The organism is Clostridium sp. AF32-7AC (assembly GCF_003477925.1).
GTDB lineage: Bacteria > Bacillota > Clostridia > Lachnospirales > Lachnospiraceae > Otoolea > Otoolea fessa.
The window spans coordinates 54,188-76,047 of record NZ_QUEG01000001.1 but is presented as its reverse complement, the minus strand read 5'-3'; the positions used below and the strand labels follow the sequence as shown (position 1 = coordinate 76,047).

The 21,860-nt window shown below is 45.9% G+C and carries 19 protein-coding genes and 1 tRNA gene; 3 read left to right on the top strand and 17 right to left on the bottom strand.

The window, feature by feature from the left end:
* Window positions 1-102: 102 nt before the first annotated feature.
* The 11 genes from DWZ45_RS00345 to nifS all read right to left on the bottom strand — a co-directional run bounded on the left by DWZ45_RS00345 (window position 103) and on the right by nifS (window position 10,773).
* Window positions 103-894 carry an RraA family protein gene (locus DWZ45_RS00345; RefSeq protein WP_118467048.1) on the bottom strand — a complete coding sequence of 264 codons (792 nt, stop codon included), beginning with the start codon at window positions 892-894 and terminating at the stop codon, window positions 103-105.
* 41 nt (window positions 895-935) lie between these two features.
* On the bottom strand, window positions 936-1,766 hold the full coding sequence (locus DWZ45_RS00340) for an RraA family protein (protein ID WP_118467046.1): 831 nt from the start codon (window positions 1,764-1,766) through the stop codon (window positions 936-938).
* 309 nt (window positions 1,767-2,075) lie between these two features.
* Window positions 2,076-3,578, bottom strand: coding sequence for a tripartite tricarboxylate transporter permease (locus DWZ45_RS00335; protein ID WP_118467043.1), 1,503 nt, complete (start codon window positions 3,576-3,578; stop codon window positions 2,076-2,078).
* Between the two features lie 11 nt (window positions 3,579-3,589).
* Window positions 3,590-4,039, bottom strand: coding sequence for a tripartite tricarboxylate transporter TctB family protein (locus DWZ45_RS00330; protein ID WP_118467041.1), 450 nt, complete (start codon window positions 4,037-4,039; stop codon window positions 3,590-3,592).
* 9 nt (window positions 4,040-4,048) lie between these two features.
* Window positions 4,049-5,053, bottom strand: coding sequence for a tripartite tricarboxylate transporter substrate binding protein (locus DWZ45_RS00325; protein WP_118467039.1), 1,005 nt, complete (start codon window positions 5,051-5,053; stop codon window positions 4,049-4,051).
* Window positions 5,054-5,396: 343 nt separating this feature from the next.
* A tRNA-Ser gene (locus tag DWZ45_RS00320) sits at window positions 5,397-5,486 on the bottom strand.
* 93 nt (window positions 5,487-5,579) lie between these two features.
* Window positions 5,580-6,338 carry an IclR family transcriptional regulator gene (locus DWZ45_RS00315; protein ID WP_118467037.1) on the bottom strand — a complete coding sequence of 253 codons (759 nt, stop codon included), beginning with the start codon at window positions 6,336-6,338 and terminating at the stop codon, window positions 5,580-5,582.
* A gap of 300 nt (window positions 6,339-6,638) precedes the next feature.
* Entirely contained in the window at window positions 6,639-7,859 is a 1,221-nt protein-coding gene (locus tag DWZ45_RS00310; protein ID WP_118467035.1) for an N-acetylmuramoyl-L-alanine amidase, read from the bottom strand.
* Window positions 7,860-8,004: 145 nt separating this feature from the next.
* Window positions 8,005-9,084, bottom strand: a complete 1,080-nt coding sequence (gene mnmA, locus DWZ45_RS00305; protein WP_118467033.1) for a tRNA 2-thiouridine(34) synthase MnmA — start codon at window positions 9,082-9,084, stop codon at window positions 8,005-8,007.
* Complete coding sequence (gene nifU / locus DWZ45_RS00300; protein ID WP_117795995.1) at window positions 9,084-9,521, bottom strand: Fe-S cluster assembly scaffold protein NifU; 438 nt, start codon at window positions 9,519-9,521, stop codon at window positions 9,084-9,086. Before nifU ends, mnmA begins: the two co-directional genes overlap by 1 nt.
* Before the next feature lie 64 nt (window positions 9,522-9,585).
* Window positions 9,586-10,773: a cysteine desulfurase NifS gene (gene nifS / locus DWZ45_RS00295; protein ID WP_022358754.1), complete on the bottom strand. Its 1,188-nt coding sequence runs from the start codon at window positions 10,771-10,773 to the stop codon at window positions 9,586-9,588.
* 781 nt (window positions 10,774-11,554) lie between these two features.
* On the opposite strand from nifS, the gene DWZ45_RS00290 reads away from it, so the two are divergent.
* The gene (locus DWZ45_RS00290; protein ID WP_022358755.1) at window positions 11,555-12,493 is read left to right on the top strand and encodes a LysR family transcriptional regulator; all 939 of its coding nucleotides are present in this window, start codon (window positions 11,555-11,557) and stop codon (window positions 12,491-12,493) included.
* Window positions 12,494-12,763: 270 nt separating this feature from the next.
* Here DWZ45_RS00290 and DWZ45_RS00285 read toward each other — a convergent pair whose 3' ends face one another.
* The 6 genes from DWZ45_RS00285 to DWZ45_RS00255 all read right to left on the bottom strand — a co-directional run bounded on the left by DWZ45_RS00285 (window position 12,764) and on the right by DWZ45_RS00255 (window position 20,436).
* On the bottom strand, window positions 12,764-13,942 hold the full coding sequence (locus DWZ45_RS00285) for a pyridoxal phosphate-dependent aminotransferase (protein ID WP_107001267.1): 1,179 nt from the start codon (window positions 13,940-13,942) through the stop codon (window positions 12,764-12,766).
* Window positions 13,943-14,071: 129 nt separating this feature from the next.
* Entirely contained in the window at window positions 14,072-15,319 is a 1,248-nt protein-coding gene (locus DWZ45_RS00280) for a dicarboxylate/amino acid:cation symporter (RefSeq protein ID WP_107001268.1), read from the bottom strand.
* A gap of 273 nt (window positions 15,320-15,592) precedes the next feature.
* Window positions 15,593-16,387: an SDR family oxidoreductase gene (locus DWZ45_RS00275; protein WP_107001269.1), complete on the bottom strand. Its 795-nt coding sequence runs from the start codon at window positions 16,385-16,387 to the stop codon at window positions 15,593-15,595.
* 66 nt (window positions 16,388-16,453) lie between these two features.
* On the bottom strand, window positions 16,454-17,383 hold the full coding sequence (locus tag DWZ45_RS00270) for a fumarylacetoacetate hydrolase family protein (protein ID WP_118467031.1): 930 nt from the start codon (window positions 17,381-17,383) through the stop codon (window positions 16,454-16,456).
* 733 nt (window positions 17,384-18,116) lie between these two features.
* A complete protein-coding gene (locus DWZ45_RS00260) occupies window positions 18,117-19,589 on the bottom strand; it encodes a glycoside hydrolase family 3 N-terminal domain-containing protein (RefSeq protein ID WP_227589721.1) in 1,473 nt (490 codons plus the stop codon).
* 46 nt (window positions 19,590-19,635) lie between these two features.
* Window positions 19,636-20,436, bottom strand: a complete 801-nt coding sequence (locus DWZ45_RS00255; protein WP_118467029.1) for a helix-turn-helix transcriptional regulator — start codon at window positions 20,434-20,436, stop codon at window positions 19,636-19,638.
* Between the two features lie 331 nt (window positions 20,437-20,767).
* On the opposite strand from DWZ45_RS00255, the gene DWZ45_RS00250 reads away from it, so the two are divergent.
* Both DWZ45_RS00250 and DWZ45_RS00245 read left to right on the top strand, forming a co-directional pair.
* Window positions 20,768-21,181, top strand: a complete 414-nt coding sequence (locus DWZ45_RS00250; RefSeq protein ID WP_117558696.1) for a cysteine-rich VLP domain-containing protein — start codon at window positions 20,768-20,770, stop codon at window positions 21,179-21,181.
* A gap of 111 nt (window positions 21,182-21,292) precedes the next feature.
* Window positions 21,293-21,688, top strand: coding sequence for a replication initiator protein A (locus DWZ45_RS00245; protein ID WP_118467027.1), 396 nt, complete (start codon window positions 21,293-21,295; stop codon window positions 21,686-21,688).
* Window positions 21,689-21,860: the final 172 nt, after the last annotated feature.

Genomic DNA, 21,860 nt, shown 5'->3' with positions numbered 1-21,860 from the left:
TGACGAAAAAACTATATAATACACTTAACATCTTTCCTAGCATGAGGAAGTCGTACTTTCTGTTAAGCGTACTATATAGTTTTCACGATTATTCAAACTTACTTATACATATCGTTTCCGGAACAATTTTTTGATTTCCGCAATCGGAGCATCTTTTTCAATCAACTCACGCATGATTTCCTCATCCGGGAGAATCTCCTGACACTTTTTCAGGACAAATTCTGCGTGCTGCGGCGGAACCGCACAGATACCGGAATCATCTGCGATAATCAAATCACCCGGATTAATTTGAATGCGGTTCAGGACAACCGGTCCATTGATCTCCATCGCTTCGATACGGCATTTTCCAGTCTTTGGTGTCACGCCACGGCACCAGGTAGGAACGCCATATTTTCGAATTTCACCCACATCGCGTACCGCGCCATCGATTACAACACCTTCCAGACCACGTGCTTTTGCAGATACGAAGGATTGTCCTCCCATGCTGCTCATATCGGTCATTCCACCGGCATCTCCGACCAGGACATCACCCGGCTCTGCCAGATAATTTACCTCTCTCGATGCCATTTTGATAAAATCATGGTCTATCAAACCCTGTGTAGTTGTTTTCTCAATCGGAATACTGCGAAGTGTCACTGCTGTTCCGACAATCATATGTCCCGGTTCAATCGGTTTTAAATAGCTTCCCGGAATCACTTTATTATATCCCAGTGCATCCAGAATATCGCTGACTGTACCGGTCAGATCGTCTTCCAGTGTCTTAAAACCATCTACGATTTCTTTTGGAACCCGTGGAAATTTGATTTTTTTGATATTTTCCTTATCAATGACTCCCCAGATTCTTCCAGCCGCTTTATATTCCTCATACTCCGCTTCTACCTTCGGATCCATCATAACTATTTCTCCTTTTCTTACTTCGCCCTACACGCTTCGATTTATTTGTAACGTGCTCTGAACAGTGGGCGAAGTTCGCTGATCGGTTTCTTCTCCTCGATTAACTGACGCATTCTTTCCTCAGATGCTGCAATCTTCTCTGCTTCCTCGATAACTGCCTCTGCCAGCTCTGCCGGTACAATGCAGACACCAGAATCATCTGCAACCATCAGATCGCCCGGCTCAACCAATTTGCCGCACAGGGTAATCGGTCCATTCATCTCTACGCACTCCATACGATACTTTCCGGTCACCTGGGTTGTACCGCAGCTGAATACCGGATATCCCATCTCACGGATGGAGCTTACATCACGGCAGCAGCCATTTACGATGTTTCCTGCAAATCCGCAGCTTTTACCAACAGTACAACTCTGTCCGCCCATATTGGATACTTCCAGGTTTCCGCCGAAGTCAGATACCAGAACATCGCCCGGCTCGCCGATATAATAAATATCACGGGTAGACATTGCAATGAAATCATGGTCATGTGCGCCCTGTGTCGGAGTCTTACGAACCGGAATATTTCGAATCGTAACAGCCGGTCCCACAATCTTGGAACCCGGGATGACCGGTTTTAAATAGGAAGTTGGGATAGCTCCGTCGATTCCATATCCATCCAGAATATCCGAAACGGTTGTGGACATATCTTCCAGTGCATAATAACGATCGATAATCTCTTTCTTAACACGCGGGAATTTAATCTTGGTAATTCTCTCTCTTGGAACCAGTCCCCAGATTCTTCCAGCTTTCTCATATTCTGCATAATCTGCATCTCTCTGCTCGCGAAGTTTTGCTACATCCTCATTGTAAGATTTTACCTGATCTAAATCCATTTTTGTTCTCCCTTCACTGGTTTTACCAGATTTATTTTTGTTTCGGTTATCTGTTCGCCATTAGAAAACCTTGTTCTCAATTTGTAATTAAACAATACTACACCAATCTTTTATTGTCAATCCATTTTTTCTATTTCGACACGTTTTGTCGTCATGCACAAATAATTTTTCACTTTTTGTACATTTTGTTTTCTATCTATGCTTTATTATTTCTTATTAAGAAACTATGTGTCATTGGACTTCTTTTTGTTTCTTGCAAAAAAATGCTGTCATGCAGCTTTCCCGCACAACAGCATTTTTTCTATCTCTTTATTTCGTTTCTTTTTTCTTCTCCGCTTTCCATTCTGTATAAAATGGATATGCAACGGAAATAACCATAAATATCATCAATACGACACAAATCGGTCTCGTAAACAAGGAACCTAAAACCAGTGATAATGAATTCTGATTTAGGGTCAATGCCTGAGAAAGTCCTTCTTCCGCAATCGGTCCTAAAATCAGTCCCAGTACAATCGGAACAACATTATACTGATATGCCCTCATAAAGAAGCCTGCTACGCCGAATACCAGCATTACGAAGACGTCGCCCACGTTTCCGCGGATTGCGTAGGATCCCATAATACTCAGCATCAAAACACAGACTGAAAGTATATTTTTCGGGGTCAATGTAACCAGCGCAAAATGTTTTGCACCAAACAGGCCAATCAGCATCATAATCACATTAGCAATAAAAAGTGCCGCAATAAATGGATATGTAATGCTTTTCTGGGTTGTAAAGAGCCCGTATCCTGGAATCAGTCCATGAACTGTCAGCGCACCCAACAGAATTGCCGTTGTCGCATTGCCCGGTACGCCCAGCGTCAGAGTTGGAATCAGGGTTCCGCCTGTTACCGCATTATTTGCAGATTCACAGCACGCCACGCCCTCTCTTGCTCCATTTCCGAAGTTTTCCTCCTTGGTAAACATTTTACCAACATTGTGTGCAACATAGGAAGCCACATCTCCGCCTGTACCCGGAATAATTCCGATAATAATTCCCAGAACTGCCGAACGGATATATGTAACCGGATACCGGACTAAATCAAGCAGCCGTACCCGCGCTGATTTGAACTGTGCAATCGATGATTTGTCCGCGATTTCAATCGGATTCTTCAGATTTCCCAGAACCTGAGAAACCGAAAACAGACCGATAACTGCTGGAATCATATTGATTCCACCCATTAAAAACGTCTGTCCAAAGGTAAAACGTGCCCGCCCCAGAACCGGATCCATGCCAATGCAAGCAACCAGAAGTCCCGCGCAGCCCATCATAAGACCCTTCAGAACATTTTTTACGGATAAAGATGCAATAATCGTAAGCCCGAACACCGCCATCATAAAGCGTTCCTGTGGACCAAACTCAAACGCAAATTTTGCCAGAGGCGGCGCTAGGAAAATAAGTGCAATCAGACTGATACAGCCGCCCCAGAAAGAGGCAACCGCTGCCTCTGTCAGTGCTTCGTGTGCCCGGCCAGACTGTGTCATCGGATAACCATCCATCGCTGTCGCAGCGGCCGCCGAGGTTCCCGGCGTATTGATAAGAATCGCCGAGATCGAGCCTCCAAACATAGAACCGCAGTACAGTGCGCCCAGAAAAACCAGACCTGCTGTCGGCTCTAATGTGTATGTAACCGGTATCAGCACCGCAATACCCATGGTCGGAGTAAAGCCTGGAAGTGCACCGATTACGATTCCAATTACCGTTCCCAAAAGTGCCAGCAGCAAATTGATCCCGGTAAATGCCATTCCAAAATATGTAAGAATATCTGCCATCTTCCGTCCTCCTATATCAATATGCCCTTCGGGAAGGTAATACCAAGTGCTGTAAACAGTGCGTACATTCCTACTGCAAAAATAACTGTTACAATCAAATCACGCACCACTGTTTTCGACGAAAGCGCCAGTTCAAATATCAGCCCCGTTGCCGCCATCACAATCACAGAGGAAGTTAAAAAGCCCAGAATACGGATGCATACAACCCAGATAATTAAAAGCGCCAATGCAATCCCCAGACGTTTTAACTGTGCGCCGGTGAACGGAAATAATTTCTCATCTTTTTCCGATTTCCATTTCATTCCTGATACCAGCGTTGACAAAAGGGAGAGGGCAATGCCAAGTTTCGCAATGATCCCCGGCCAATACGATGCATTTTCTCCCATCTGTACATCCAGATAAAGAAAGAAAAGGAAAAAAAGTGTCCAAAAAATACCAGAAACACAATTTTTTCGATTCATCGCGTCCTCCTATTTCTTAAAGCCAAGTTCTTCCAGAACCGGAATGATCGCTTCTTTTGACTGGCTGATCTCAGCCGCAAATGTTTCCGAATCTGCATAAGACAAGGTCAGGGACTGCTTTTTTGCTTCTGCAATTACCTCCGGATCCTCTAATACTTTCTTAACTGCCGCATCAAACGTCTCTACAATTTCCGGTGCTACATCCTTGCTGAAATAGAAGCCTGAATATGTATCTGTGCAATATCCTTTATATCCCAGTTCTTCTAAGGTTGGTATGTCGGCATATTCCGGATTATTGGATTTACTTCCAAGGTTGATAACCGGGCGCACATCGTCTCTTCCTAAAAGTTCGCTCTCATTTCCTGAATAAGAATCTACATGACCGCCCATAACAGCTGTGTAATTGTCAGCCGAACCGCCTGCAGACGGTACGCTCGTTGCATCTAACCCCTCGCCATGAAGAAAAACGCTAAATGCAAGCTGGGCAATTCCTCCGTTACCTGCATTTGCATACGAAAACTTGCCCGGATTTTCTTTGATAAAGTCAATCAGCTGCTCTGCATTTTCATACGGCGAATCGTTCTTTACAATTAAGTACATCGGAGCGCTGAACACTTCCGAAACCGGCTGTAAATCTTCCACCGTATATTCAGTCTCTCCCGCTGCTGGTTTGTAAAGAGTAGGTGTCGGCAGTGAAAACAGAACATTGTATCCATCTGCCTCCCGGCTTAAGAAATCAGTTGTTCCGATAACACCAGAAGCGCCACCATTATTTACTACTGCCATGGAAACTCCCAGTTCTTTCTCCAGATACGGAAGAATAAATCGGCACTGTGTATCGGTCGTACTGCCCGCGTTAAACGGTACAATTACCTGAATCGTTTTATTCGGATATCCATCTGCCTGCTGCGTGTTTCCCTCTCCTGCCGCTGCTGATTCTCCACTCTGTCCGCTGCAAGCGGTCAGGGATGCTACCATCAAAACTGCAGCTGCCGCGCAAATTACCTTTTTCATCTTACATTCTCCTTTGACCCTAAAACTTCACTAATCTGCTTGCTCCTTTACAAATTGATTTACATGAATCGTTTGGCGAACGTTCTCTAATAAAAAACCTTGTTTTCTATATAAGAAACACTATCACTAATGACGAAAAAAGTCAATACGAAAAATATATTTTTGAGTATTTTTATTCAATTTGTTTCTTATTTGAGTACATTATTGTATACTGTTTCCTATATGCTTCTATATTTTCTTTTTCTCTTTTTTTGTTTCTTTATTTCCACTATCTATTTCATAAGAGACGATTTCCTATAGAAGAACAAAAAAAATCCCCTGAGTCTGTTCAGGGGATAGAAAGCGGAGACGGAGGGATTCGAACCCTCGTGCCGGGATGAACCGACAAACGCATTTCGAGTGCGCCGCGTTACGGCCGCTTCGCTACGTCTCCAATTATACAGGTGCTTCTACTCGAAACACCTGTACTATTATACCCGATTTTTCCCTGTTTGTCATCTACTATTTTTGTTTTTATTCAGTATTTTTATTCAGAAATGCTTTCTCCCTGCGTCATCTGCTCCGACATTTCCTTCGCAATTTCCCGGATCAGGAAGATATAACGTTCCATCTTGACTGCATCCACCCGCATTTTAGGCGCGCCGATCGAAACCGCCGCCCAGACATTTCCAGATTCATCATAAATCGGTGCGCCGATTCCGATTGTTTCTGAATTCAGTTCTCCATCACTGATCGCATATCCCTGCTCACGTATTTTCGCGTATTCGTTCAAAAGTCCCTCTGGGGACAAGATTGTATTTTCTGTAAACGCTTTCATCGGTTCTTCCATCAAACGTTTGCGAATCACACTTTCTTCCTGATAAGCGCCCAGAATCTTGCCGGTTGCTCCTGCATATAAGGGACGTTCCTGTCCAACATTTCCCATAACACGAACAAGCTGCTGACTTTCTTCCCGGTAGATCAGAATTGCCTTTCCATTGATCAGCATACTGAATGAAGCATTTTCCCCTGTCATATCCCGGAGACGAACCAGATATGGTTTCACCATCTTTGATAAACCAATCTTGTCTTCATATGTACGTCCCAACACATAAACCGCCGGTCCCAATGTATATTTATGTTCCGGTGTCTGCGCTGCCAGTCCTGTTTTTACCAGTGATGCAAGCAATTTAAAGGTCCCACTCTTACTACAGCTGATCTGCTCGCCAAGCTCCGTCACACTATGTACATAAGGTGCCCGTCCCAATAATTTTAATAAAGTTGCCGTTTTTTCCGATGAATTCATAGGCTCCTCTCCCTTCGCTTCACAACCATTATACCTTTTTCCCTTCTAAAATCCGTCGAATAGTTGTCATTTCTTTCTATACTACGAAAAACCAGTCTCTTTGTCAACCTTTTAGAAACTCCAATTCCTATTTTAGAACACTTTTTTATTTTTATTCAAAATGTTTCCCTTATCCTTTTTAATTTCTTTCTGTGACCAAAAAAATACCAGTCACCTGAAATATGCGTCTTCATTCCAAAGAAACATTTCTCAAATAACTGGTATTTTTGATTTTATCTCTATTCTACCTGTTGAACGATTTTACTGATAATACGCATCAATTCCGTTCGCAATTCCCCCGGCAATCAATTCCTGATAATCATCCTGTGCCATCTTCTGATCTTCTTCCGGGTTGCTCATAAAGCCCATCTCGACAATGGAAACCGGAATCTTACACCAGTTGATGCCGCTCATGCTGTCTGTCTCCTGCACACCGCGGTTCTTGAAGCCGGTTGCCGCGCAGACAGAGTCCGTGATCTTCTTGGAAAGAGAATAGCTTGCCGCGTGAAGCCCGCCGTTGTACGGGTTGGTCGCCGTCTGGCACATGGAGAGTGTTCCGTTGACCGTCGTATTATCCAGCGAATTTCCATGAATCCGGACAAAAATGGAGGCGCCGCTCTTGTTGGCGATCTCCGCTCTCTCCGCATTGCTTAAGTTGACATCGTTGGACTCCCGGATCATGACGACCTGATAGCCTCTCTCTTCCAGAATCCGTTTTAACTTCTTCGAAACTGATAAAGTCAGTTCATATTCCGGCAGCTTCGTCGATACGCCCTCGGTGCCGGAAGCCACCTTCGCCTTCATGGTCGAGGAGCCCGGTCCGACTGGTTCTTTGTCCGGATTGCCCTTTGCCTGATGTCCCGCGTCGATCGCTACGATACGTCCGTTGGACACCGGTGCACCCTGTGCATCCGCTTCTGCCCCCTGCGCTGTGACCGTCGCTTTCTCACTGCCCGGCTCGGTCGTCGTCAGGTATTCGGAACGGATAAAACAGCTCTTGTCCTTATAAAGCACCTCGCTCCAGCCGTCTCCGATACCGACGCGCTGCACGCTGTCACCCTGATTCAGCTGTGTCACAATCTCATACTCCGTTCCACAGCCCGAACGCACATTGAGCAGGTTCTCAGTCGCATACACTGTCTCATCGACACTCCGGAAGCCGCTCGCCGTCGTTTTGTCACTCTCCAGCTCGCTCTGGTCCGCAACCGCCGCTGCATCCGCCTCCTGAATGCCCTGTGCATCTTCCAGCTCCAGACTTCGCTTTGCCGCATTCGGCACCTGTTTCTTCGCTGTCTGTTCCGCCGGTTCTGTCTCAGCAGCCGCCATCTGCACCTGCTTCTGTGCCTGATTCGGAAGGGTAAATCCCGCATGGCTTACGCCAATGGAACCCGCCGCGACCACAATCGCGGTCACCGCCGCCCAGAAACGTTTCCGGTAATCCGGTGTGCCTGGCTTTTTTTTTCTGCTTTCTCCTCTTGCCATTTATAAAAAACTCCAATCTTACAGAAGATTCTAACCTCTCCATGATCCGCGCATTCACTGTTTCCAATCAATCTCATCGCAGCACAACTTTGATGCCGACAGACCAGACATTTCTGCCCAATTAAAATCTTCTTTCATTTCTAAATTATTCGATCGTACCGCCGCCTACGACATATTCGCCGTCATAAAAAACGACTGCCTGTCCCGGCGTCGCCGCTCTCTGCGGCTCATCAAATACGCATTCCACCCGATCTTCGCCAATCTTGCGGATCGTACAGGATGCCCCTTTGTGGCTGTAACGAATCTTCGCACTGACGCGCATCTCCTGATCGCCCAGATCCTCAATCGCCATCCAGTTGAGATTCCGGCAGGTCAGGCGGTTAGAAAAGACGTCCTCATTTTCCCCAATCACAACCTCGTTCGTCTCCGGACGGATCTCCGTCACGAACACCGGATGACCGAGTGCCAGATTTAAGCCCTTTCTCTGTCCCACTGTATAATGGGTAATTCCTTTATGATGACCTAAAATATTGCCGTACTTATCTACAAAATTGCCTTCGTCAATCCGGCAATTACTATTTTCCTCGATAAATTTTGCATAATCGTTGTCCGGCACGAAACAGATCTCCTGACTGTCCGGCTTGTGTGCCACCGGAAGTCCAATCTCCTCCGCCATCTCTCGAATCTTGTCTTTCGTATATTCGCCGACCGGCATCAAAGTATGTGCAAGCTGATGCTGGGTCAGGTTATAAAGCGCGTAGGTCTGATCCTTCGCCGCCGTCGCAGACTTGCAGATCGCATAGCGGCCATTCGGCAGCTTCCTCACGCGCGCATAATGTCCCGTTGCAATATAATCAGCCCCAATTTCCAGACTTCTCTGCAGAAGGGACTCCCATTTTACATATCGGTTACAGGCAATACACGGATTCGGCGTGTGTCCGTCCAGATATTCCTGTACAAAGTAATCCATGACATTTTCTTTGAACTCTTTTTTGAAGTTCATCACGTAATACGGGATCTCAAGCCGTTCCGCAACCCGTCTGGCATCATCGACAGCGCTCAGACCACAGCAGCCGCCGTGCTCTTCCTGCTCTACATTCGTCTCATCCTGCCAGATCTGCATTGTGACGCCGATCACATCGTATCCTTGCTCTTTTAAAAGCCAGGCAGCCACGGAGGAGTCAACTCCTCCTGACATGCCGACTACTACTTTTTTCTTTTTCATCAATACTCTTCTTCGACTTCTTCCTCGCCGATATCCGTCTTCGGTTTTACGAGTCCTTTGATCTCAATGCCATTCTTCTGAGCATAATCCCAGAGAGCAGCGTGAATTGCCTCCTCTGCGAGCAGAGAACAGTGTACCTTAACTGGCGGAAGTCCGTCCAGTGCCTCCATAACGGCTTTGTTGGTAACTTCCATCGCTTCCTGGATAGTTTTTCCTTTTACCATCTCGGTCGCCATGCTGCTGGTCGCAACGGCTGCACCGCAGCCAAATGTTTTAAATTTTACATCCTGGATGATCTGGTTGTCATCGATATCCAGGTAAATACGCATAATATCGCCGCATTTTGCGTTGCCGACGGTACCCATACCGCTGGCATTTTCAATCTCGCCTACATTTCTCGGATGCTGGAAATGATCCATTACTTTTTCTGAATACATCGGGTGTTTCCTCTCTATATCTTCATTCACTGTGAATGTTCATTTTGCTTAAAATGTCTAAATCTTACTGCTGCGGATGTTTCTTAATGTAATCCTCATACAGCGGAGACATAGAACGAAGACGTTCTACAATCTTCTTTAAGCAGTCTACCGTGAAATCAATCTGCTCCATGGTTGTCTCGGCTGACAGGGTCAGACGCAGGGAACCGTGTGCAATCTCATGCGGCAGTCCGATCGCCAGAAGTACATGGGACGGATCCAGGGATCCGGAGGTACATGCAGAACCGCTGGAACCACAGATGCCTTCCATGTCAAGCATGATCAGCATGGATTCACCCTCGATGAACTGGAATGCAAAGTTTGCATTGTTGGAAAGTCTCTGGGACGGATGTCCGTTGAGGCGTGCAAATGGAATTTCTTTTAATACACGCTCGATCAGGTGGTCACGCATCGCTTTTTCTTTTGCTGTGCGCTCTTCCATCGTCGCCATCGCAATCTCAACTGCCTTGCCGAATCCTACGATACCAGCCGTATTCTCGGTACCGCCGCGGCGTTTACGCTCCTGTGCGCCGCCGTGGATGAAGGAACGAGTCTTTAATCCGGTACGGATATAAAGGAAGCCGGTTCCCTTCGGTCCATTTAACTTGTGAGCGCTGGAACTGAGCATATCGATATGGCACTCATCTACATTGATCGGAACATGACAAAATGCCTGTACCGCATCGGTGTGGAATAAAATGCCGTGTTTCTTCGCAATCTCACCAATTTCCTTGATCGGCTCAATCGTACCGATCTCATTGTTTGCAAACATAACAGAGATGAGGATGGTGTCCGGACGGATCGCCTTCTCCAGCTCGTCTAATTTAACAACACCGAACTCATCTACATCCAGATAAGTAACCTCAAAACCTCTCTGCTCCAGGTACTCACAGGTGTGCAGAATCGCATGGTGCTCAATCTTGGTCGTGATAATATGCTTGCCCTTTGCCTGATATGCCTCTGCTGTGGAAATCAGCGCCCAGTTATCAGACTCCGTGCCGCCGTAGGTAAAGTAAATCTCGTTGGACTTTGCGCCCAGCGCTTTCGCGATCGTCTCGCGAGCCTGTGCAATCGCTCTCTTCGGCTCTGCCGAAAATTCATAAACGGAAGACGGGTTGCCGTAATACTCCGTAAAATACGGGAGCATTGCCTCCACTACTTCCGGACGCGTTTTGGTTGTCGCCGCATTGTCCAGATAAATCAACTGTTTCATAACTAATAAATCCGCCTTTCTTCTTAGTGTATGCACGCCTGCCTTTATTGTGATTGTATCACACGGAATCTCACGGCAGGAACTCCCCGCCTGTAAACATTTGCTGCGTACATAGTTTGTAGCAATAAAGGTAAAAGCTTCATCTACGTTCTTTATTATTATATAGGAAAATTGAAAAAATACAAGCAAGAATGAGCGGCTTTTTGAAAAAACCTAGTTAAAAATGGGGTATATAATGCGCTCAAGCTATTCCACCCTACTTATCCAGACAATAAAAAACCGTCCAGCTAGGAGGGGTCAACTCCTGACTAAACGGTTTTTTATTAAATCTTTGCTCCACTTCTGCCTTGAAATCCGTTACCCAATCGGCAGCAATTCCGTGGAAACGCATGTTATCCTCCAAGAGGGAATCTTCGGATAACTGCTGTAGTGCTGTCATTGGCTTCTGACCGCACATGGAGGGTTGATGCAATAGGGTTTACATAAATAAAAAGAAATAAACTGGTAACGGATACCTGTCAATACTTATACATAAAAGGGATTGGTATAGAATCAGGTCGGTTCTTCACTTGACATATCGCTATTGTAATATTATTATATATTATTAGGATACTTCTAAGTGAAAACTCTTGTTTTTTCCTGATGGCTATAATATAACACGCATCAACTTGAAATACCATCCCCGGAACGAGAATATAAATATTGTTTTTTTACAATAATATAAGCATTTAAAAATAGTCCTATAAAGCAAAGGCTAATTAAGCTAAATGGAGGCGGAAAAATGTATATTAAAAACCCGGAGTATTTTATTACCACCGTCCGTGAGGGAAGCATTTCCAAAGCGGCTGAAAAATTATATCTGTCACAGCCATATTTAAGCCAGTGTATCGCACGAACCGAAAAGGAATTAGGCGTCAAGCTCTTCGATCGCAGCCATATGCCGCTCAAACTAACTGAGGCAGGAAAAATCTATATGCGTTATCTGGAAAGTGTCGGAGTCCTGACCGGGCAGTTTGAGGAACAGCTCGGCGAGCTGAAAACGGGGCGCAGCCGTACTCTGAATGTCGGCATGACGCTGTGGCGCGGATCCGTCCTGCTGCCGGATATCCTGCCAAGCTACTCTGAAAGCCACCCGGATGTCCGCATCACCTTACGTGAACACCACACTGCCCAGCTTTCCAAGCTGTTACAGGAGGATCAGATCGATTTCGCTCTGATGAATATGCCGCTCAATCTGGATGATTTCGTCTATGACACCGTCTTCAATGAGCGCCTCCTTCTGGTAGCCAGCAAGGACCATCCGGCTATCCGCGGTCTGGAAGCAGGCACTCCGGACCATCCGCTTCCAATCGACATGAAAAAGCTGCGCCGGGAACGCTTCATCCTGCTGCAGGAGGATCAGGTCATGGGACACGCCATGAAAAACCTCTTTGCCAAGATGAATATGGAACCAAAGGATGCCCTATACACCACCAGCAGTACGACTTCGGTCAACCTGGCGGCAAGAGGGTTCGGCATCACCTTCCTGCCGGAAGGCGGAATCCGCCACACTGCCCACGTGGAGCAGCTTGCATTCTTCACCGTAGACAATCCACCGTTCAGCGTGCCGCTGCTGCTTTTATATAAGAAGAACAGCATTATTTCACCACACGCGAAGGATTTTATCGATATGGTGAAGGAGTATTACCGGAATCTGGAGGAAAAGAAGATTAAGGCATAAGAATTTGCTCTTTCTCTGTGCATTCTGTTTCTACATATATTTTAGAATTTTTGCACAAAACGTACAAAATGGGACTTCAGCCCCTAATAGACACAGGCAGCCTAGACGATATCCGTCGAAGCTGCCTGTGTTTTATTTCATATTTTTCTATCATTTCTTGGTCGAATTTATTTAACATTTGAAGAATTTTTATTCTACTATTCTTCCTTATCCAGATTCCGACCATTCACTCGGTCTTTCAATTCGTAAAGCAAATTTTTTAAGTAACTTTTACTTACGAATCTTCTCCACAAATTCCTTCAGTCTCTTGCATCCCTCAACAACATTCTCATAGCTGTTTGCAAAGGACATACGGATATAGTGGTCGCCTTCGCTTCCGAATACATCGCCCGGTACCATTGCTACCTTGGCATTTTCAAGAAGCAGCGGAGCAAATTCCTGGCCGCTCATGCCAAGCTTTTCGATGTTGATGAAGATGTAGAATGCACCCTTCGGGCAACGGCAGCTCAGTCCGTCGATCTCGTTGATTGCTTTAACTGCATAGTCGCGGCGTCTCTGATACTCTTTTACCATGTCTGCTACTTCGTTCTTCTCTTCTTTCAGCGCTACGACGCCGGCTTTCTGTACGAAGGAACTTGCACAGGTAACCACGTGCTGATGCAGCTTATTGACAGTCTTGACAATCTCTTCGCTGCAGGCTGCGTAGCCGAGACGCCAGCCGGTCATGGAGTATGCTTTGGAGAAGCCGTTTAATGTGATGGTTCTCTCCTTCATGCCCGGAAGAGAGGCGATGCTGATGTGTTTTGCATCATCGTATAACAGTCTCTCATATACCTCATCTGATATAATCATGATATCGTTCTTCACAGCAATCTCTGCCAGTTCTTTCAGCACATCCTCTGCCAGCACACCGCCGGTCGGATTGCTCGGAGTGATAAGAACGAGTGCCTTGGTCCGTGGGGTAACCTTTGCACGAATCTCATCCAGATCAATCTGGTAATCATTCTCCTCTTTCAATGTATAGGTAATCGGAACCGCGCCCAGAAGCTTCGGAACATTTAAGTAGTTTAACCAGCCCGGATTCGGAACCAGAACCTCATCGCCCTCGTCGAGAATTGCTGCCATGACATCAAAAACTGCCTCGGAAAGACCTACACTGACGATGATCTCAGTCGGTTTGTACTCTACATTGTTCTGCGTCTTTAATTTCCAGGCAATCGCCTCCCGCAGCTCCATGGTACCAAAGTTGGAAGTATAGAATACATCGCCTTTTTTGATATCCTCGATGCAGGCATTCTTGATGTATTCCGGTGTATCGAAATCCGGACGCCCTAACTCAAAGTGAATGACCGTCTCTCCTGCGCGCTCCATTGCCAGCGCCTTTTCGTTTACTTTACGGATTCCAGACGGAACCAGTTCATCCATTCTTTTTGCGAATAATTTATCCATAATAAAATCTCCTTTTCATTCTGCATATACTCTCAGATTCTCATTGGTCCGCATCTGCTGACACTTTTCCAAGAATATTTTATTTTTCCTGGTAGCCGACCGGAATTCCGTTTTTCTGTTCTCCAGCCCTTACGCTGCCTTCGTCTCGGTTTCCGCACCAGTTCCCAGCGTATGCATCATGCCCTCGCTGCGTGCTACTACCATGGTAGTTACCACATCACCGGTTACGTTAAAGGTTGTATTTGCCATATCAATCAGTCGGAAGATACCGGCAATCAGACCTACAATCTCCAGCGGAAGTCCCATGTTCGTCAGAAGAATCGTGGTCATGATGATCGCGCCTCCCGGAACACCCGGACAGCCCATAGCTACTAATACAGTAGAAATAATAATGTTTACCAATGCGGACGGTGTCAGGTTCATTCCATAAATCTGTGCCGTCATGACGATAGCTGCTGCATAGTAGATACATCCACCATTCATGTTGATGGTTGCGCCAAGCGGCAGGGAGAACGATGATAACTCGGAAGATACGCCAAACTCATCATTCGTAACAGAGGTTGTGATCGGAAGAGAACCGCTGCTGCTGGTGGTGCTGGCCGTTACAACCCATACTTTCCAGATACCCTGCAGCCATTTCTTTACCGGGAACTTTGCCAGAAGCGCTACCATCGGAATATACATCAGTAAAACAAGGATTACATCGGAAGCATAAACCGTGAGAATCAGCTTTCCGAGCGGTCCAAAGATTTTCAGACCATATGCACCAACTGAATCTGCTAACAGTGCACATACACCAATCGGAGAAAACTCCATAACAATAGCTGTGATTTTATACATTGCATTGGCACAGCTCTGTACACCTGCTAAAAGGCGTTCCCCCTCTTTTCCCATCATGATAAGTGCTACGCCTAAGAATACCGAAAATACGATAATCTGCAGCATATTTGTGTTGGTAAAAGAAGTGAAAATGTTGGATGGGAACATATCGATTAACGTATCAATGATACTCGGCATCGCCTGCGCCTCATAATCAGTCGATTGTGATAACGCGGTTAAATCAAATCCTTTTCCTGGATTGATGATGTTTGCCATGATAAGCCCTAATCCTACACAGAGTGCAGATGTCAGCGCATACAGTCCAACCACCTTCACGCCAATGTTCCGAAGCTTTTTCAAGTCTCCTAAGCTCGCGACTCCCGCTGTGATGGAAAAGAATACCATCGGAACGACAATCATTTTAATCATATTTAAAAAGATGGTTCCCAGAGGTTTTACAATGGTTGCTTTTTCTCCAAATACGAGTCCGATGACAATACCAAGGCCAAAACCGATGAACGTCTTTGTCGCCAAGCTCAATTTCTTTTTTTCTTTCATGAATATTCCCCTTCTTATGCAATACCCTCACTTACTGTTCACACATATGTGACCACCATGTTGTTTCACAGCACTTTCTATTTCAAAAGTGCCTGCTTTAAACAACCTCCTCTATGCTATATTCTCTCCCAGATTTCATTTCCCCAAATGTCCTCCGGGAGAGAGGTATCTGCAGTTCCGGGTAAATTTCCCAATTCACCTGCAAAACATGCCTTCCGTGAACTCTTCCGGATGTCCTGCATTCCGGAAATGCATCTTTGCCATGTTTTGCAATTAGTATGCTCTTGTCATCGCACCGTCTAACAGGATGGTCTGACCAGATACGTATGTATTCGCCTCGGAGCACAGCCATGTAGCCAGACGTCCGTATTCATCGATGGTGCCGTAGCGTCCCATCGGGAACTTCTTCAGGTCTTCCTTCTCGTAATCTGCTACGCTGATGCCAGCCTTGTCTGCACGCATCTTGTTCAGATTCTCAATTCTTGCGGTGCCGATACGACCTGGTCCAATGACATTGACTAAGATATTGTCTTTGCCGACCTCACTCGCCAGGGTCTTGCTCATGCCGACAACGCCCATTCTCATGGTATTGGAAAGAATCAGGTTGTCCAGGCAGTCCTTAACGGAAGAAGAAGTTGAGTTTACGATACGGCCGCCGCCGAGACGTTTCATGGACGGGAGTACCGCACGGATGGTTCTTACGTAGGAGAGCAGGCACATCTCAAAAGCGCCCTCCCATGCCGCATCATCAAAGCTTACGAACGGTCCCGGCTTCGGACCCGGACACATATTTACGAGTGCGTAGATATCGCCCAGTGTTTCAACGGTGTGTTTTACAAGTGCCTCGATGTCCTCCGCCTTGTTAACATCGCAGAGGAAGGTCTCCGGACGGTTTCCGGTTTCTTTCTCAATCTCAGCCTGTGCTTCCAGAAGCTGATCTTTAAACGGTTCTGCGGTACAAATCATAACCTTTGCACCTTCTCTTGCCATCTCGGTTGCAATTCCCTTGCCAAGTCCGGCTGCTGATGCCATACAGAGAACTACCTTGTCTTTTAATCCTAAATCCATACTGTTACCTCCTGTAAAATGAATATATAAAATGATTTGAATGTTCTGTTTGAATTTTTTATTTTCCTACACTTCCTTTTCCGGATGTTTTTTTAAGTCAACAACCGGGTTTACAAGTGGTGTCATCTCGAATCCGTCCGGTCCGGTGATGCGGCACTCTGCTACATCGCCATCCTGGATGTGGAACGCTCTCGGTGTTCCGGTGGAAAGGATGTCTCCTGCGTACCATCCCTGGATGCTGCTGTGCAGGGATACCAGACGCGGCGGTCTGTGGGTCATGTTTGCTACTACGTTTTCTGCATGAACTTCACCGTTGTGAACACTCTGGACCAGAAGTTCATTGACATCCGGTACCTCATCCGGGGTTACAAGCTCCGGACCGAAGGAGAAGAAGGTCGGGAAGTTCTTTACGATGGTTAAATATCTCGGGTTGCCGCTTACATAATCATTTCCCTTTAAGATGGATTCCTCAGTCATATCAAGGATGGTGGTGTAACCGACGATGGCATCCTGCCAGTTTTCTTCGGATATATCTCTGCAATCCTTGCCCATGATGATTCCAAGCTCTGCCTCTGCGGTGGTTTTCTGTGCTTCTTTCAACTTCGGAAGCAGGATTTCATCGTCCGGACCAATCAGGGTGTCTGCCTGTTTGAAGAAGCTTCCCGGAAATCCCTTCGGAGCTGCGGAACCGATGTCTCCAGCGTGGTCTGCATAGTTAAGACCGATACCAAAGATACGTTTCGGATTGCGGTAGAGCGGTCCATATACAACTTTCTCACTCGGAACCAGTCCCGGAATGCTCTCCAGCTCTTCCTTGCCGCCTGCGTTATACCATTTTGTCAGTCCCGGAATCTGCTGCTTCTGGATGAGACTCATGACATCCTCGGCCCATGCAGTTCCCTTTGCTGCATTCAGTGCCTCAATCGGAAGCACTCCATTCTTTAAGACGATACCGGCTTTTTCTGTTCCGTTCACTTTGATAGTTGCAAATCTCATATGGTTTCCTCCTTTATCTGTCAGAGATTGCTTCTTCAGAAGTTCTATTTGTCTGTTTCTTTTCATTTTGTTTCAGCGTCTGAAACCCAACCTCTTGAAGCTCTCTGTTTCTTTCTGACATTACTTTACCATTCCCACCAAAAATGTTCCAACTCTCTTTCGAATATGGACGTATAGGTAAATGGTTATGGACCATAACGTGTCTAAAATGATACTTGACCTTCCCTAATAAGCGAAAATACGCCTGGATACAGGCTTTCCTTGTAGTTGGAGGAAGTGGAAATGCCTGTTCCAGACGTATGATTTTAAATATATATAATCGTTTTATTAGGTCAGTTTACAAGGAACTACACGCAGACCACGAAACGGGGGCTGCTGACAACAAATAAAGGCTGAGTATCAAGCACCGGGAAAGTGCGAGATATTCAGCCTGTTTTGTTGTCCGGGGTTTCCAAAGGGGCTTGCCCCTTGGCACACGACTTTGCTTGCAAAGTGTAGTGTGTTATACGCTCTGTCGGCGTTGCTGCGAAAATAAGGTTGCCGCCGGGGAGGGCAAAGGCGTTTGAAGCAGCAGGAAAACAGGGTTGTGATTGCGTGACGTGGAGCCGCAAGCGCAGGACTGGTTTCATCAGCAGACAGGGCGTATATGAAAGTCCCCGTTCCTCGTTCTACACCGAACTTGTGGACACACTCCCGTAAAAACTGAAATTTTAGACTATTTGTAAATAAACCTTTATATTATCCCAAGTGAAATTTTTAATTCTAATATGCGTAAAACAGATTCATCGATTCGTTCCTCTGTAATTTCTCCCTGTTTGACTGCTTCAAGTATGGCTGGAATTTGCACCTCAAAATCTGTGCAGCATAACATATCATTTCCTGCCTTCACAGCTTGAACTGCAATTTTTGTGTCTTCTGCAAAATTGCGCACACCATCCATAGCTAAGTCATCTGTAATAATAACTCCAGTAAATTTTAATTCTTCCCGCAGGATTTTGTGTACCTGTGAAGACAGCGAAGCAGGGGTTTGACTATCCATGCAGGATACCACATTATGAGAAACTAATACCATATTGGCTCCAGAATCAATTCCTGCTTGAAACGGCAAGAAATCTGAGTTCAAAAATGTTTCATAGGTGCGATTATCATAAGCAATACCTGTATGTGTATCCACATTATTTCCGTACCCGGGGAAATGCTTTAGGACGCTCCCCATACCTTCTTGAAACATGGTTTGCACAACTAAGTGGACATAAGCGGCAGTTTGCTCTGCGTTCTGTCCAAAACTCCGGTCATAAATAAAATCCTCTGGATTTTGCGAAACATCGCAGATTGGGGCAAAGTTCAAATTAATCCCCAAACTATTCAATAATTCACATTTTTCTTGTGTGTCACTTTGAATCAAATCAAAGCCACCTTCAGCATAGAGTTCTTGAGGGGACCAGAAAGGCACAGCTCGCAAATTAGGGTTTGTGCTAACACGGTTGACAGTGCCTCCTTCTTCATCTACTCCGATAAACATGGGGATTTTTGCTGCACTTTGGTAACTTTGAATATTCTGGATAATTTCATCTCTTGTTTTTCCAGAAAAGTCTCGGCTAAAAAGAATATAACCTCCAAGATTATACTCCTTTACCTTCTGTACGCTATTTATTTCGGGACAGCGTGCAATAAACATCTGTCCAACTTTTTCTTCCAGCGTCATTGCATTTAGAATTTCTTGTGCTTTCTGTGTCACGGAAGCAGAAGGGGGACTTGGCTCTGTTTCACCAGTTGTTGGTTCAGGATTTTCGGTATTCAAACTGGAATCCGTAACCGTAATGGAAAGTAATTCAACCTCTTGTACAGATGCATTCAAATCCAATTTGCCATGATATGAAACTGTCACTGGATTCCCAATCACTATTCCTGTCTCACCAGTTGAAATATTTACACCTTCTGTTCCAAAATAATATTCACGATTATCCTCACCTTGAACAGTTAGAGTATTCATTGTTGCATCTTTTACAGTTCCTCGAAGCTCTTGTGCAGGTTCAGTTGTACTTGAATTTCCAATAATTTCTATTGTTGCCTCAGACGAGTTTTCCAACAAAATATTATTTACTTTATGCAAACTGGCTATCGCAATGCCTGCACATACAAGAAGCAAGATAATCACACTAAAAATAAGCACTTTATTCCTTTTTTCTTTTTTTACCCGTCTCATGTAATCCTCCTGATTGTTTTATAAAACTACATATATTTTTCTGCAATTATTTTCCTACCTGCTCCATCATCCTCTTTGCCAACTGCCGGAACTGTTCCGCCGTTTCCTCGTCCATCGGAAGAAACTTCCCAATCTGTCCGGCAATCATAGCAGTTACATCGTCCATAGAAAGCAGCTCCTGCTGGTGGTCTTTCATGGTTTCCTGCATGGTTTGGAACATAGCGGTGGTCACAGCTTCTCCTGGCTGTTCTCTGTTGTCCATATCTTTCTTAATATCTCGCAGGATAGCAAGAAATACATTCTTGATTTTTTCAATTTCCGCTTCATGTTCTCCCATCTTCTGTGCGTTCAGAAGTTGCAAATCCTGTTTTGCTTCTGCCCGATGTTCCGGGTGTTCTTTCATCAGATCGGACAAGGAAGCCGTTTCCAGTTCAATCAGCTGATTTCGTGCCATGATACCCTTTGCCGCTGTGTCTTGAAAATAAATCCGTATCAAATCCATCAGTTTCGGGAAGTTCCTGTGTTCCAACAGACGGTTAAGGATTTGCACATCGACTGTACCTGCCACAAGCCCTCTCACAGCTCCCTCGGACAATCCTAATTCAGAAATATCATAACTTTTACGGACACTCAAGGTGGACAAGCCTAATATGTAGTCCGTTGATACCTTAAATTTCTTTGCCACGCCTATGAGAATATCGCTGCTGACCGTCTTTGTTTCCCCACTGACAATGCGGCTCAACTGGGAAGCAGATACGCCTATCTTCTCCGCAAGTTGCTTTTGAGAAATATGATTGCCGTTGCACAAATCAGAAATCCTTTGTCCGGGTGTTCCGGGTAAAGCCATACACAGCACCTCCTTTTCCTATTTCCCATTATACAAGAAAATTGCAGAACTGCAATTTTGAAATTGAATATTGCCCTAAAATGCAATTCTCGCAAGATTCCGGGAATTGCATTTTTTTCGTGTAGACTTAGGGTAGTTCATCGATGAACTGCACCTTGAAAAATGAATGACCATCCGAAAAGGAATACCCCGGCAGGGGAAGCACCGCAACGAGCCACTTCGGGACAAAATGTCCCGAAGTCCGGGGAGCGTGCCAACGCTGGAACACGCCGCAGGAATGGGGCAGGAAGCCTTTTCGGGGAGAACGGCAAAGGAAAAATGGAGGGAACACATGAGAGAGAACCCATATAAACAACTGCCGCCCATAGAGCGCAAGCCGGACGGCTCCCTTTACCGCATGACACCGACACAGAGGAAACAGGCAAACGCCCTGATCCGCCGGGAGTGCTGCTGTTATGAGGACGGGAACTGTATGTTCCTTGACGATGGAGACATCCACGCCTGCCCCCAGACCATTTCTTTCTCGGTCTGCTGCAAGTGGTTCCGCTGGTCGGTCTTGCCGCAAATCGGAACGCTGGAAGCGGAGGTTTTCCGGGATAAGGAGCTAAAACGCTGTGCGGTCTGCGGCAGAGTGTTCGTCCCAAAGTCCAACCGGGCGAAATACTGTCCCGACTGCGCCGCCAGAGTTCACAGGCGGCAGAAAACAGAAAGTGAACGGAAAAGGAGGTCTTGTGTGGACAGTTAGGGGCTGAAAAGTCCTTGATTTACAAGGCTTTACAAGCACAGAACAGGGGTAGGCAATAGAAACTACCGTCTGCCCCCGGAAACAGGCTTCTAACCGTCCACAAAACACGATATGACAAACACCATTTATATCCATCAGCCGGAAAAGGTGGTCAGCTTTATCCGGCTTCCCAATTTCCTCTTTGAAGCCCCCACATTCACACCCCTGTCCAACGAAGCAAAGGTACTGTACGCCTTTATCCTGCGCCGGACAGACCTGTCCCGGAAAAACGGCTGGGCGGACGAATATGGGCGCATTTACCTCTACTATCCCATCAATGAGGTAGTGGAACTGCTCCACTGCGGGTGGCAGAAGGCGGTCAACACCCTGCGGGAGCTGCAATATGCCGGACTGGTGGAGATCCAGAAGCAGGGCTGTGGAAAACCCAACCGCATTTACCCCAAATCCTATGAAGCGGTTCCAAACACCGACTTCAAGAAATCCGGTTATGGTACGCCGGAGGACTGAAAACCGCACTCCACAAGTACGATAATCAATCCTCTTGAAGTACGAAAACCGGACGGTATATAGAAATACAGAGATTAAAACGATTTTATTTATATCTTATCCATTCCTATCCTATCTGAGATATTTTCTGCGGGATTTTCCTGTGGAAAAGTCCCGGAAAAGAACGGAATAG